At 69.1% G+C, this 13,994-nt stretch carries 11 protein-coding genes; 10 read left to right on the top strand and 1 reads right to left on the bottom strand.

Annotated elements, in window-relative coordinates; all coding sequences use genetic code 11:
* Positions 1-62 precede the first annotated feature (62 nt).
* Complete coding sequence (locus MUN33_RS08430) at positions 63-629, top strand: helix-turn-helix domain-containing protein (protein ID WP_244804481.1); 567 nt, start codon at positions 63-65, stop codon at positions 627-629.
* Between the two features lie 37 nt (positions 630-666).
* The gene (gene speB, locus MUN33_RS08425; protein ID WP_244804480.1) at positions 667-1,662 is read left to right on the top strand and encodes an agmatinase; all 996 of its coding nucleotides are present in this window, start codon (positions 667-669) and stop codon (positions 1,660-1,662) included.
* Here the strand turns inward: speB and MUN33_RS08420 are convergent.
* Positions 1,622-2,356 carry a TetR/AcrR family transcriptional regulator gene (locus MUN33_RS08420; protein WP_244804479.1) on the bottom strand — a complete coding sequence of 245 codons (735 nt, stop codon included), beginning with the start codon at positions 2,354-2,356 and terminating at the stop codon, positions 1,622-1,624. The two genes, speB and MUN33_RS08420, sit on opposite strands and share 41 nt — an antisense overlap.
* Positions 2,357-2,606: 250 nt before the next feature.
* Between MUN33_RS08420 and MUN33_RS08415 the strand changes: the two genes are divergently transcribed.
* From MUN33_RS08415 to MUN33_RS08380, 8 genes are all read left to right on the top strand, one after another.
* Positions 2,607-4,094 carry a flavin monoamine oxidase family protein gene (locus MUN33_RS08415; RefSeq protein WP_244804478.1) on the top strand — a complete coding sequence of 496 codons (1,488 nt, stop codon included), beginning with the start codon at positions 2,607-2,609 and terminating at the stop codon, positions 4,092-4,094.
* 3 nt (positions 4,095-4,097) lie between these two features.
* A complete protein-coding gene (locus MUN33_RS08410; protein WP_244804477.1) occupies positions 4,098-5,021 on the top strand; it encodes a universal stress protein in 924 nt (307 codons plus the stop codon).
* Positions 5,018-6,577, top strand: coding sequence for an APC family permease (locus MUN33_RS08405; protein ID WP_244804476.1), 1,560 nt, complete (start codon positions 5,018-5,020; stop codon positions 6,575-6,577). Before MUN33_RS08410 ends, MUN33_RS08405 begins: the two co-directional genes overlap by 4 nt.
* Positions 6,574-7,635 carry an agmatine deiminase family protein gene (locus tag MUN33_RS08400; RefSeq protein ID WP_244804475.1) on the top strand — a complete coding sequence of 354 codons (1,062 nt, stop codon included), beginning with the start codon at positions 6,574-6,576 and terminating at the stop codon, positions 7,633-7,635. Before MUN33_RS08405 ends, MUN33_RS08400 begins: the two co-directional genes overlap by 4 nt.
* Entirely contained in the window at positions 7,628-9,427 is a 1,800-nt protein-coding gene (locus MUN33_RS08395) for an amidase (RefSeq protein WP_439647844.1), read from the top strand. Before MUN33_RS08400 ends, MUN33_RS08395 begins: the two co-directional genes overlap by 8 nt.
* Positions 9,428-9,576: 149 nt before the next feature.
* Positions 9,577-10,911 (top strand): purine-cytosine permease family protein, encoded by a 1,335-nt coding sequence (locus MUN33_RS08390; RefSeq protein WP_439647846.1) that lies wholly within the window; start codon positions 9,577-9,579, stop codon positions 10,909-10,911.
* A gap of 8 nt (positions 10,912-10,919) precedes the next feature.
* The gene (locus MUN33_RS08385) at positions 10,920-12,572 is read left to right on the top strand and encodes an amidohydrolase (protein ID WP_244804473.1); all 1,653 of its coding nucleotides are present in this window, start codon (positions 10,920-10,922) and stop codon (positions 12,570-12,572) included.
* A 25-nt stretch (positions 12,573-12,597) separates the two neighbouring features.
* On the top strand, positions 12,598-13,992 hold the full coding sequence (locus MUN33_RS08380) for an aldehyde dehydrogenase family protein (protein ID WP_244804472.1): 1,395 nt from the start codon (positions 12,598-12,600) through the stop codon (positions 13,990-13,992).
* Positions 13,993-13,994: the final 2 nt, after the last annotated feature.

Raw genomic sequence — 13,994 nt, 5'->3', positions numbered from 1 at the left:
AGTGCGTAGTTGTCCGACAGGCAACACTTTTTATCCATTGGTCAACAGAGAGGTGCGGTGCCGTGAAATCGCTTCCCGCCGAGTCCGGCGGTTACAGTTCGCGCCCGGGACGCCGCCTGCGCGCCCTACGCCAGCAGAACCGGATCACCCTGGACCAGCTGTCCCAGGCCACCGGACTCTCCAAGGGGTTCCTGTCCCGGGTGGAGCGCGACGTCACCAGCCCGTCCGTGGCCTCACTGGTCACCATCTGCGAGGTCCTGGGGGTGCCCCCGGGCGCGATCCTCGACACCCCCGACACCGACCTCATCCCCCTCGACGACGCCCCGCTCGTCAACCTCGGCGGGGACGGCATCACCGAACGGCTGGTCACGCCCCGTGGGCGCCGTGACCTCCGGATCCTGCACGCCGTCATCGAGGGGCACGGCACCGGCGAGGACGAGCTGTACACCATGGACTGCACGGTGGAGTCCGTGCACGTCATCTCCGGGCAGTTCGTCCTCCAGACCCCCGACCAGGAGATCCACATGCACGCCGGGGACACGGTCACCCTCCCGGGCTCCGAACCGCACTCCTGGCGCAACCCGACACCAGAACCCGCGACGGTCCTCTGGGTCCTCGTGACCAGCTGAACCGCCCCCCCCCGACGACACCACGAAAGGCACACTCATGCTGAACAGCCCCCGGGTCATCGACAACGGAAACATCGGACCGGTCGACTCCTCGCTCGTCCCCCGGTACAGCGGGGAGTCCACCTTCGCACTGCTGCCCCGCCTCCGGGACCTCGCCGCCGACGGGAGGACCGCGGACATCAAGGTCGTGGGCGTCCCCTTCGACACCGGCGTGTCCTACCGGTCGGGCGCCCGGTTCGGCTCCGGGCACGTCCGCCAGTCCTCACGACTGCTGCGCCCCTACAACCCGGCGACCGACACCTCACCGTTCGCGCAGGTCCAGGTCGCCGACGCCGGCGACATGGCGGTCAACCCCTTCAACATCCACGAGGCCATCGAGGCCGTCGAGAACGACGCACTCGAGCTCACCGGCGACGGCAGCTCATTGCTGACCATCGGCGGCGACCACACCATCGCCCTCCCGCTGCTGCGGGCCGCCACGAAGCGGGCCGGCCAACCCGTCGCCTTCCTGCACTTCGACGCCCACCTGGACACCTGGGACACCTACTTCGGCGCCGACTACACCCACGGCACCCCGTTCCGGCGCGCCGTCGAGGAAGGCGTCGTCGACACCGAGGCGCTCTGCCACGTCGGCACCCGCGGCCCGCTCTACGGCCACAAGGACCTGGAGGACGACAGGCGTTTCGGCTTCGGCATCCTGACCAGCTCCGACGTCTTCCGTCAGGGGGTCGACGAGATCGTCGCCCGGCTGCGCGACCGGGTCGGCGACCGCCCGCTGTACATCTCGGTCGACATCGACGTCCTCGACCCCGCCCACGCCCCCGGCACGGGCACCCCGGAAGCCGGCGGGCTGACCAGCCGGGAGATCCTGGAGATCCTGCGCGGCCTGCGCGGGCTCGACATCGTCGGCGCGGACGTCGTCGAGGTCGCACCGGCCTACGACCACGCCGAGATCACCGGCATCTCGGCCTCACACATCGCCTACGACCTGATCACGCTGATGGCCGACCTCCGTGCGGGGAAGGACCGGTAGCGACCCGGGCGACGAGAGCCTCCAGCCCCCATTCGAAGGGGTCGTCGGCGTACGGGTTCGCGGCCCCGGACGGGGCCTCCGTCACCCGCGCCGTGAACGCCTGCACCACCGACTGGAACGTCGGTGCATCCGACTCCTCCGGCGCCGACGAGAAGATCTCCATCGGTGCGTTCGCGTCCATCGCCGAGCCGTAGAGGAACGACTCGAAGGCGACGATCACCGCCACCACCTGTGACACGGGGACCCCGGCCGCCACCAGTCCGGCGGACACCGTCTCGTACATCCGACGGGTGGCGGGCGCACCGGACACCGGCATCGTGGCGATGAGCGGGACGAGCTCCGGGTACACCGCGAAGACGTCCCGGTACGACCGCCCCCAGGAGCGTAGGGCGTCCGCCAACCCACCCCGGGGGTCCGCGGCGTGCACCAGCGCCCCCAACGCCGAGGCGTCCACCCGCGACATCACCGCGTCCTCGACCAACAGCAGCAGGTCGGCCTTGTTGGCGATGTGGTTGTAGAGCGCCGACACCGCCACGCCCAGACGGTCCGCCAACCGTTTCATCGTGAGCCGCCCCTGCCCCTCCTCCGTGACCAGCGCCAGCGCGGCGTCCGCGATACGCACCCGGTCGAGCACGGGTGCCGTCGGCCTCCCGGCGCGACGACCCGTCCTGCGGTCCGTGTGACCTTCTGCCATAACTGTCCAGGCCTCTCCCACTGCCGTACCAGCCGGCCGGGTTCGGCCGGGGGACACACATGTCACACACAATTTACCTCAGCGGACAGGGCAACATCTCCGCAGGTCATGCACCCCGCATCACCGGGTCGGACAGCGACCCGGACAGACCGGCGTGAAGTATTTCCGGCCCAAAACCTGGCGTTCCGGGCGATGCGGATGTACGGTCTCGATAAACGAATGTGGTTCATTTAACAAGGAGGACATACACGTGAACACCACCACTCATGAACGAGACGTCGTCGTCATCGGCGCAGGTCCCGCCGGCCTCACCGCCGCCCACACCCTCGCCAAGGCCGGGAAGACCGTCACCGTCGTCGAGGCCCGCGACCGCGTCGGCGGCCGCACCTGGAACGGCACCGCCGTCGCCGACGACGGCACACCGCACTTCATCGAGATCGGCGGCCAGTGGATCTCCCCCGACCAGACCCGGCTGACTGACCTGGTCGACGAGCTCGGCCTGCAGACCTACCAGCGCTACCGCAAGGGCAAGTCCGTGTACGTCTCGCCGGACGGGTCCCGCCACACCTACGAAGGTGACCGTCTCCCGTGCACCGAGGAGACCGAGGCCGAGATGGACAAGCTCATCGCCCTGCTGGACGACCTCGCCGCCGAGGTCGGTGCCGAGGCACCGTGGGCCGCCGAACGTGCCGCCGAACTCGACACCGTCCCCTTCCGCGACTGGCTCGCCCGGCACAGCGACGACCGGGAGGCCATCGACAACGTGTCGATCTACGTCGCCTCCGGCATGCTGACCAAACCGTCCTACGCGTTCTCCACGCTGCAGGCGGTCCTGATGGCCGCCTCCGCCGGCTCCTTCTCCAACCTGGTCGACGAGGACTTCATCCTCGACAAGCGGGTCGTCGGCGGTATGCAGTCGGTGTCCCTCACCCTGGCCGAGCGCATCCGTGAACTCGGCGGCGACATCGTCCTGTCGTCGCCGGCACGCCAGCTGACCTGGTCCGGGGTCGACCCCACCACCGCCGACGAGGCCAACAACGTCCCCGCCGACGTCCGCAACGGCGTCCCGGACAACGGCGCCCCCGGCACCGTCACCGTCGTCTCCGACAAGGTGACCGTGCACGCGAGGAACGTGGTGCTCGCCGTGCCCCCGAACCTGTACAGCCGCATCCAGTTCGTCCCGCCGATGCCCCGCGAACAGCACATCGCCCACCAGCACATCTCCATGGGCCTGGTCATCAAGGTCCACGCCGTCTACGAGACCCCGTTCTGGCGTGACAAGGGCCTGTCCGGCACCTGCTTCGGCGGCGGACGGCTGGTCCAGGAGGTCTACGACAACACCAACGTGCAGACCGACGCCGACGGCACCCCGGTCGAGGACACCAACGGCACCCTCGTGGGCTTCGTCTCCGACGTCTACGCCGAGCAGATGTGGGCCCTGCCGGAGGCCGAGCGCAGGGAGGCCATCCTCTCCGCGATGGCCGACTACCTCGGGCCGGAGACCATGCACCCGATCGCCTTCTACCTGTCCGACATGGCCGCCGAGGAATGGACCCGCGGCGCCTACGCCACCAGCTACGACCTCGGCGGACTCCACCGCTGGGGGCACCTGCAGAACCGGCCGACCGGCCCGATCCACTACGCGTGCTCCGACATCGCCGCCGAGGGCTACCAGCACGTCGACGGCGCCGTCCGACAGGGCGAGGCAGTGGCCCGCACCATCATCGAGGGGCTGTGAGCCATGGGTACCAACATCATCGTCGGGTACAGCGCGACATCCAGCGGACGCGACGCCCTCCACCTCGGTGTCGCGGTCGCGCGTGACCGCGACGCCCACCTCCACCTGGTGATGGTCGTACCCGCCGAGAACCCCTTCAACAGCTCCCTGCCGTACGACGGCAGCTACGAGGACATCCGTGACCGGCAGCTGCAGGACTGGCTCGACGAAGCGGCGACGACGGTCCCCGACGACGTCCGCTGCTCCACCCACCTCGTCGCGGACCAGTCCGCCCCCGAGGGCCTGCTCAGCGCGGCCCACCGGCTCCACGCCGACCTCATCGTCGTCGGCCCACGTCCGGGCGCCGTGCTGCACCGTCACCGGCTGGGCACGATGGCCACGAACCTCCTGCACACCGCGGACGTCCCGGTCGCCCTCGCCCCGACAGGCTACGACCGGCCCGGCCCGATCGGGCACGTCACCGCCATGTTCGGTCCCCGGCGCGGGGCCACCGACCTCATCGGCGAGGCGATCATCACCGCCCGCGGCCGGGACATCCCGCTCCGGCTGGTGTCGCTGGTCACCCTGGACCACTCCGACCGCGCGGTTCCGGTCGACCGGGCCGAGGTGGCGACCGGGGTCCTCGAGGACCTCGAGACCTACGCCTCGAAACGGCTGGCGGAGGACGCCACCGAACTCGTCGAGGACGGCCGCGCCACCACCCACATCGCCACCGGGCGCGACGTGCCCTCCGCCATGGCCGAACTCACCTGGCACGACGACGAGATCGTCCTCGTGGCCTCGTCCCGGCTCGCCGCGCACGGCCGCATGTTCCTCGGGTCGACGGCGAAGAAGATGCTGCGGGTCGCCCCGGTACCCGTGGTCGTCATCCCGTCCGGCTACACCGTGTTCAGCCGGAATCCCCCGACGGACGGGAGCCGCACATGACCGGGAACAGCACAGAACGACAGGACACCGGCAAGGGCCTCGCCACCGGGCAGATCGGTGTGCTCGGCACCGTCGTGATCGGTGTGGGGTGCATCGCCCCCGCCTACACCCTGACCTCCGGCCTGGGCCCCACCATCGCCGAGGTCGGCGCCCACGTCCCCGCGATCCTCATCCTCGGGTTCCTGCCGATGCTCCTGGTCGCCTTCGGCTACCGGGAACTCAACTCCCGCCTCCCCGACTCCGGGACGTCCTTCACCTGGGCCACCAAGGCCTTCTCCCCGTGGATCGGCTGGATGGGCGGCTGGGGGCTGATCGCCGCGACGGTCATCGTGCTGTCGAACCTGGCGGCCGTCGCCGTGGACTTCTTCTACATCCTCCTCGGCCAGATCCTCGACAACCAGGGGATCGCCGACCTCACCCGGAACCTCTGGGTGAACATCCCCACCACACTCGTCTTCATCGCCGTCGCCGCCTGGATCTCCTACCGGGGGCTGGGGTCGACGAAGATGGTGCAGTACGTCCTCGTCGCCGTCCAACTGGTGGTGCTCACCGCCTTCGCGGTCTCGGCGATCGTCCAGGCGAACAACGGCAGCTCCTTCGACCCCACACCGATCAGCCTCGACTGGTTCAACCCGGCGGGCATCGGGAGCTTCCCGGTCATGGCCGCGGGCGTCTCCCTGTCCATCTTCATGTTCTGGGGCTGGGACACCACGCTGACGATGAACGAGGAAACCAAGGACCCGAAGACCACGGCCAGCCGGGCGTCCACGATCACCGTGCTGATCATCATCGCGATCTACACACTGTGCGCCGTCGGCGTGGTCGCGTGGGCGGGCACCGGCTCGGAGGGACTGGGCGCCGGCAACCCGGCGAACCAGGAGTCGCTGTTCGCGGCCCTGGCGGGCCCGGTGATGGGACCGTTCGCGATCCTCATGTCGATCACGGTGCTGACCTCGTCCTTCTCCTCCCTGAACTCCACGATGATCTCCCCGTCGCGGACCCTGCTGGCCATGGGCTACTACCAGGCGCTGCCACCGGTGTTCGCGAAGATCAGCCCGCGGTTCCGCACACCGTCCGTCGCGACGGTCACCTCCGCCGTCGCCGCGGGCGCCTTCTACACGGTCACGCGGTTGATCAGCGAGAACGCCCTGTGGGACACGATCACCGCCCTGGGCCTGATGATCTGCTTCTACTACGGCATCACCGCGCTGGCCTGCGTGTGGTACTTCCGCAAGGAGTTGTTCGCCTCCACCCGCAGCATCTTCTTCCGCTTCCTGTTCCCCCTGGTCGGCGGGGTCGTCCTGCTGATCATGTTCGTCCAGACCGCCGTGGACTCGCTCGACCCGGGCTACGGGTCCGGGAACTCGATCGCCGGTATCGGCATGGTCTTCATCCTCGGCGTCGGCGTGCTGCTCATCGGGGTGGCGCTGATGCTGTGGACCCGGGTCTTCCACCCCGCGTTCTTCCGCGGTGAGACCCTGCCCGTCTCCGAGTCGACCACCGACACCACCGATACAGCCGACATCACCGACACCACCGAGGAGCTGATCCGATGACGACCGTCATGCCTGCAGAATGGGCCGCCCACGAGCAGACGTGGATGTCCTTCCCCACCGCCAACGACACCTTCGGGCCCGAGGGGTCCGACACCCTCGCCCGGGCACGCGACGCCTGGGTCACGGTCGCCCGTACCGTCGCCCGGTACGAGCCGGTCACCCTGGTCGTCGACCCCGACGACGAACCGGTCGCGCGCGACATGCTCGCCGACAGCACCGGTCGATCCGCTGTCACCCTGGTCACCGCACCGCTCGACGACGCCTGGATCCGCGACTCCGGACCCACCTTCGTCCACACCGACGACGGGTCACTGCGCGCGGTGAACTGGATCTTCAACGGGTGGGGCGCGCAGTCCTGGGCCGCCTGGGACGACGACGCCCGCCTCGCCACCACCGTCGCCGGGCTCGCCGACGTCCCCGTCGACGACTCCCCGCTGGTCGCCGAAGGAGGCGGCCTGCACGTCGACGGGCGCGGCACCGTCCTGCTCACCGACACCGTCCAGCTCGACCCCGACCGCAACCCCGGATGGACGAAAGAGCAGGTCGAGCAGGAGATCCACGCGCGACTGGGAACCCGGCACGCCATCTGGCTGCCCCGCGGGCTCACCCGGGACTACGACGGATTCGGCACCCGCGGGCACGTGGACATCGTCGCCACGTTCACCGAGGCCGGCCACGTCCTCCTGCACCGCCAGGACAACCCCGAGCACCCCGACCACGAGGTCACCCGCCGGCTCCGCGAGGTCCTGGAGGCCGCGGTCGACGCGGACGGCGCACCGCTGACCGTCGTCGACCTCCCCGCGCCGTCCGCCCTGCGCGACGACGAGGGCTGGGTGGACTACTCCTACATCAACCACCTGGTCTGCAACGGGGCCGTCATCCTGTGCGCCTTCGGCGACGAGGAGGCCGACGAACGGGCCCGTGGGATCCTCGCCGCGGCCTACCCCGGACGCACCGTGGAGCTCGTCGACGCCCGCGACATCTTCGCCTTCGGCGGCGGCATCCACTGCATCACCCAGCAACAACCCGCGGTCTCCCCGGAGGTGCGCCGTGGCTGACACCTACGACGTGACCGGCAAGTCCGTCGCCGACCTGCGCACCGACCTGGAGAACGGCACGACGACGGCCGTCGCCCTGGTGGAGGCCTACCGCGCCCGGGCCGCCCGCTTCGACCGTCCCGACCCGGCGCGCGGCGACGGACTCGCCGCCGACGGCGGCGTCCCCCTCAACGCGGTGATCGTCGACAACCCCCGGGCACTGGACGAGGCCCGCGCCTCGGACGAACGGCGCCGCACCGGCACGACCCGCGGACCGTTGGATGGCATCCCCTACACCGCGAAGGAGTCCTACCTGGCCCGCGGTCTGACCGCCTCCGCCGGCTCGCCGGCCTTCGCCGACCTCGTCGCGCAACGGGACGCCTTCACCATCGAACGCCTCCGGGCGGCCGGGGCCATCCTGACCGGCCTGACCACCATGCCGCCGATGGCGAACGGCGGGATGCAGCGCGGCCTCCACGGACGGGCCGAGAGCCCCTACAACGCCGACTACCTGACCAGTGCCTTCGCCTCCGGATCGTCGAACGGTTCCGGCAGCGCGACCACCGCGGAGTTCGCCGCCTTCGGGCTGGGCGAGGAGACCTGGTCGTCCGGACGGGCGCCGGCGTCGTGCAACTCCCTGTGCGCCTACACGCCGTCGCGCGGGGTGATCTCCACCCGCGGCAACTGGCCGCTGGTCCCGACCATGGACGTCGTCGTCCCCCACACCCGGTCCATGGCCGACATGGCCGAGGTGCTCGACGTCATCGTCGCCGACGACCACACCACCCGCGGGGACTTCTGGCGGATGCAGCCGTGGGTGGACGTTCCGGCGTCCTCCGAGGTCAGGCCGGAATCCTACCGGGCACTGCTCGAGGACGCTCCGGACCTGTCCGGTGTACGTCTCGGCGTCCCCGCGATGTACGTCAACGCCGACGGGGAGGCGGGAACCGGTGGCGACCGCACCGGAGACCCCGGTGTCGGCGGCCCGATGGGCCGTCGGATCGAGACGTCGGATGCGGTCGTCGCGCTGTGGCGGTCACTGCGTGCCGACCTTGAGGCGGCCGGTGCCACCGTCGTCGAGGTCGACTTCCCCGTGGTCACCAACTACGAGGGCGACCGCCCCGGGGCGCCGACGGTCTCCACCCGGGGGCTGGTCAGCGCGGACTACCTCGACCTGGAGGTCGGCGCACTGGCCGCCTGGTCCTGGGAGGACTTCCTGCAGGCCAACGGCGACCCGGCATTGCACTCCCTCACCAGCGTCGACGGGGCGCGCATCTTCCCCCACCCGGAGGGCGCCCTGCCCGACCGCTACAACGGCTTCGACGACGACATCGCCACCTACCCCTCGGTCATCGCGGGGTTCGGGTACACCGGCCCGGACGACGTGACCGACCACCCGGCCTTCCGGCCGTTGCCGGACGGCGTCTGGGGGCTGGAGGAGACCCGACGGGTCGACCTGGAGGACTGGATGGACGACCTGGGACTCGACGCAGTCGTCTTCCCCGCCATGGCCGACACCGGTCCCGCCGACGCCGACACCAACCCCGACTCCGCCGACCTCGCCTGGCGCAACGGTGTCTGGGTCGCCAACGGCAACCTGGTGCCCCGGCACCTCGGGATCCCGACGGTCACCGTGCCGATGGGCACGGTCCCGGAGACCGGGATGCCGGTCGGGCTCACGATCGCCGGACGCGGCTGGGACGACAACCGTCTGCTCCAGCTCGGGGCGGGTATCGAGGCCACCGCACCGGGCGGGACCAGGCGGACACCACCACACCGCACCACGCCCACCACCAGAAAGCCGAGAAAATGAGCATCACAGAACCCCTCGTCACACCGTCAGAACCCCACGACCCCACCCACACAGACACCGGGGGCGAGGAGACCGGTACCCGCGCCGGTCCGGAATCCCGTGGTATCGAGTACATCTCGGATGAGGACCGGGGTGGCAAACCGGGGTCACTGTTCTGGGTATGGGCCACCCCGAGTATCAGCTTCCTCACCGTCACGATGGGCGCACTGATGGTTGCGGGTCTCGGGCTCAGCCTCCTGCAGACCCTGGCGGTCACCGTCATCGCGAACCTGGGATGGATCTTCGTCGGCGTCATCGCCGGCAGCGGCCCCGCCGCCGGCACCTCCGGATCCGTGATCAGCCGCGCATTCTACGGACTGCGGGGCAACAAGGCCATCGTCGGCCTCTACGGGTGGCTCCTCGCCGCCGTCTATCTGTCGCTGACCTGGTCGTCCGCCTCCGTCAACGGACTCGGCCTCCTCAACCGCATCGGTGTCCCGTCCACAGAGCTGGTCGGCGTCGCCGTGGTGATCGTCATCGCCTCGGTCACGGTGCTCGTCGCCATCTACGGGCATGGGCTGATTACCCGGCTGTATCCCTACGTCGCGAACGGGCTTGTCGTCGTCTTCCTGCTGGCGACGGTGTTCATGTTCCCCCACTTCGACTTCAGCTACGAACCTGCGGAGAAACTCACCGGGACGGCGTTGGTATCCGCGATGACAGTCGGGGTGACGATCCTCGGTTCCACCCCACTGTCCTTCGTCAACAGCCCCGACATGGCACGCTACCTCCCGCGGTCGACACCGGTGTGGAAGACCGCGGCTGCCACCGGCTTCGGCGGTGCACTCCCCGGCATCCTGTTCACCATGATCGGCGCGTTGATCGCCACCGGTGCCGGCTTCGACATGCTCGGCGACCCCATGGGCGCGTTCGAGACCGGTCTGCCATCCTGGTTCTTCCCGGTATTCGCGCTGGCGGTGATCGTCGCCGCCATCGGCCTCAACGGCATGACCACCTACAGCGCCAGTCTGTCCCTGCAGGCGTTGGGGATCCCCATCCGCAGGATCCCGTCCACCCTCATCATCGCGGTCATCGGAACCGTCCTGACGATCGTCTCCGTGGCGATCTACGACTTCACCACCTCCGTCTCACTGCTCCTGCAACTCGTCGTGGTCGCCGCCGGGCCGTTGATCGCGGTGTTCGTCACCGACGTGCTCCTCAGGAGGAACCGGTACAACGACCCGGATCTGTTCGACGAGACCCGCACCAGCCGCTTCTGGTACCGCAACGGGTGGAACTGGCCCGGCCTGGTGAGCCTCGTTCTCGGCGGGGTCGCGGCCACGCTTTTCATCGACACCGATGTCTTCGTCGGGTCCCTGTCCGACCTCACCGGACTCGACCTGTCCATCCCGTCGGGAATGATCGTCGCCGCCGCATCCTATGTCGTCCTCGCCGGGAAGCAGGTCCGCTCCGACTCCATGACCGCCACCCGCACCCAACGTTAGGAGAAACCATGTCAACCACGATCTACGTCAACGCCGTCGTCTTCACCGCAGAACCGGACGGACGCACCGAGGAGTCGTTCGCGGTCACCGATGGTGTCGTCAGTGCAGTGGGTTCCGTCGACGACGTCCGCGCGACCGCCCCCGGTGCAACGGAAGTCGACCTGGGCGGGCGCTTCATCTCCCCGGGGGTCATCGATTCACACACCCATCTGGCGTCGTTCGGTACCGCACTCGGCAAAGCGCAGCTGCGCGACTGCCGGACACTGGATGACATCCGGGAGCGGCTCCTGCGGTGGAAGGAAGCGAACCCGGAGGCTCCACGCGTCCTCGGCGGTGGTTGGTTGTTCGACGCCGTCGGCGACACCCACCCCACGGCGGCGATGCTCGATGAGGTCCTCCCCGACATTCCCGTCTACCTCGACGCCAACGATCTCCACTCGACCTGGTTGAACTCCGCTGCGTTGCAGGAGGCCGGGGTTGACCGGGACACCCCCGACCCTGTCGGCGGCGAGATCGCACGTGACAGTTCCGGGGAAGCCACCGGGCTCCTCTACGAGACAGCAGGGCGGAAATACGCCTGGGATTTCCTCGACAGCATCTCCACTCTGGAGGACAGGATCCGTTCACTGCGTCGCGCGTTCACCGCCTACCTGGCGTCCGGCGTGACCGGAGTGACCGACATGGCGCTGACAGAACCGGAGATCGAGGCCCTGCGTACGCTGGTCGCACGCGATGGACGGCTGCCGTTCCCCGTCACCGGACACATCCTGATGATCGCCGAAAGCGACGCCCGGGCGAACCTGAACCAGGTGGACCGGGCCACCGCATTACGCGATGAGCTGGAGCGCAGCGGAGAATCCGAATGGTTCCGGATCTCCGGGGTGAAGTTCATCATGGACGGGGTCATCGACGCCAAGACCGCCACAATGTGCTGCCCGTACGCCGACGGTTCCAACACCGACCCCATCTGGGACGCCGACCGTATGAAGCCGGTGGCCGCTGCCGCCGATGCCGCCGGGCTGCAGATCGCCATGCACGCCATCGGCGACCGCACCAGCGAGATCGCGATCGAGGTCCTCGAGTACTGTTCCGCGGAAAACGGGAGCGGCATCAGGTCCCGCCGGCACCGCATCGAACACCTCGAGAGTGTCACCGACGGCACCATCCGGCGGATGGCCGACCTCGGAGCCGTCGCATCCATGCAGCCGGTACACAGCGATCCGGCGATCATGGACAACTGGAAGGCCGTCCTCGGTGATGAACGGCAGGAACGGGGCTTCCCGTGGCACAAGTTCCGGGAGTCCGGGGTTCCCATCACCCTCGGTACCGACGCACCGACGGCACCCCATGAGGCACTGCCGAACCTCTACATCGCGCTGACCGGAGGATCGTCACTGTCCCCGGGCCTTCCCCCTTATCATCCGGAGCGTGCATTCACCCCGGCCGAGGCGCTCACTGCACTCACTGCCGGAGGTGCCTACGCTGGGTATATGGAGAATGTCGGACGTATTCGCCCCGGGTTCCGGGCGAACTTCATCGAACTGGACGTCAACCCGCTCGACACCGATCCCCGAGAACTGCTCGGCGCCGAGGTCATCGCCACCCACGTCCACGGGGAATGCGCGTACTCCGCCGCCACAGACCACGCTGACAAGAACTGACTTCCCGACCACCAAGGAGCACACCATGACCATCTCTTACCGCAGCATCGACGTCGCCACCGGTGCCGTCCTGTCCGAGCACGACCACGCCACCGACGCGCAGATCAGCGCCGCACTCGACGCCGCGCACCGTGCCGCGGCGTCCTGGGGCGCGACCAGCATCGCCGAGCGTGCCGAGATCGTCCGCCGGGTCGCCGACCTGTTCGCCGAGCGTCAGGACGAGCTCGGGGCGATCATCACCCGCGAGATGGGCAAGCCCGTCGCCGAGGCGCCCGGCGAGGCCGAGTTCAGCGGCGACATCTTCCGCTACTACGCCGACCACGCCGCCACGCTCACCGAGGACCTCGTCATCGAGGACACCGCGGAGTCCCGGACGGTGGTGCAGCGGCGTCCCGTCGGCGCACTGCTGGGCATCATGCCGTGGAACTACCCCTACTACCAGGTCGCCCGTTTCGCCGCGCCGAACCTGATGCTGGGCAACACCATCCTGCTCAAGCACGCCGAGAGCGTGCCGGAGTCCGCCCTGGCCATCGAGAAGATCATGGCCGACGCCGGGGTGCCGGACGGCGTGTACACCAACATCTTCGCCACCCACGACCAGATCTCCACCGTCATCGAGGACCCGCGCGTCCAGGGCGTCTCACTCACCGGCTCCGAGCGTGCCGGGGCCGCGATCGCCGCCCAGGCCGGCGCGGCCCTGAAGAAGGCCGTGCTCGAACTCGGCGGCTCCGACCCCTACGTGATCCTGTCCAGCGACGACGTCCGCGCCGCGGCACGCACCGCGCTGGGGGTCCGCCTGGAGAACACCGGCCAGGCCTGCAACTCCAACAAGCGCATCATCGTCCACGAGGACATCTACGACGCGTTCGTCGACGAGGCCGTCCACATCATCGGCGCCCTCACCCCGGCCGACCCGGCGAAGGTCGACAACGTGCTCGAGGCCTTCGGGCCGCTGTCGTCCGAGGCCGCCGCGGACAAGATCGTCTCGCAGATCACCACGGCCGTGGATGCCGGCGCGACGCTGCGCACCGGCGGCGAGCGCCTCGGCGGGGACTACGCCGACGGTTTCTACGTCTCCCCCGCCGTGCTCACCGACATCGAGGTCGGCTCCGACATCTACTACGAGGAGTTCTTCGGCCCGGTGGTACAGGTGTACAAGGTCGCCTCGGACGAGGAGGCGCTGGCACTGGCGAACGACACCCAGTACGGCCTGGGCTCCACCGTCTTCGCCACCGAGGAGGGCCGCGCCGAGGCCTTCGCCGAGGGCCTCCAGGCCGGCATGGTCGGGGTCAACCAGTCCGCCCCGGAGACCGAGGAGATGCCCTTCGGCGGGGTGAAGCGCTCCGGCTACGGCCGGGAGCTCGGACCGCTGGGCATGGACGAGTTCGTCAACAAGCGTCTGTTCTCCGTGAAGAAGTAGAG

It is taken from the genome of Corynebacterium kalidii (genome assembly GCF_022869005.1).
GTDB classification, from domain to species: domain Bacteria; phylum Actinomycetota; class Actinomycetes; order Mycobacteriales; family Mycobacteriaceae; genus Corynebacterium; species Corynebacterium kalidii.
This window is presented reverse-complemented; position numbering and strand designations above follow the sequence as displayed.

Excerpts from the sequence above, each read along its gene's own strand:
- MUN33_RS08400 (WP_244804475.1), top strand. The coding sequence starts at position 6,574 with ATGACGACCGTCATGCCTGCAGAATGGGCCGCCCACGAGCAGACGTGG.
- MUN33_RS08420 (WP_244804479.1), bottom strand. The coding sequence starts at position 2,356 with ATGGCAGAAGGTCACACGGACCGCAGGACGGGTCGTCGCGCCGGGAGG.
- speB (WP_244804480.1), top strand. The coding sequence starts at position 667 with ATGCTGAACAGCCCCCGGGTCATCGACAACGGAAACATCGGACCGGTC.
- MUN33_RS08385 (WP_244804473.1), top strand. The coding sequence starts at position 10,920 with ATGTCAACCACGATCTACGTCAACGCCGTCGTCTTCACCGCAGAACCG.
- MUN33_RS08380 (WP_244804472.1), top strand. The coding sequence starts at position 12,598 with ATGACCATCTCTTACCGCAGCATCGACGTCGCCACCGGTGCCGTCCTG.
- MUN33_RS08410 (WP_244804477.1), top strand. The coding sequence starts at position 4,098 with ATGGGTACCAACATCATCGTCGGGTACAGCGCGACATCCAGCGGACGC.
- MUN33_RS08405 (WP_244804476.1), top strand. The coding sequence starts at position 5,018 with ATGACCGGGAACAGCACAGAACGACAGGACACCGGCAAGGGCCTCGCC.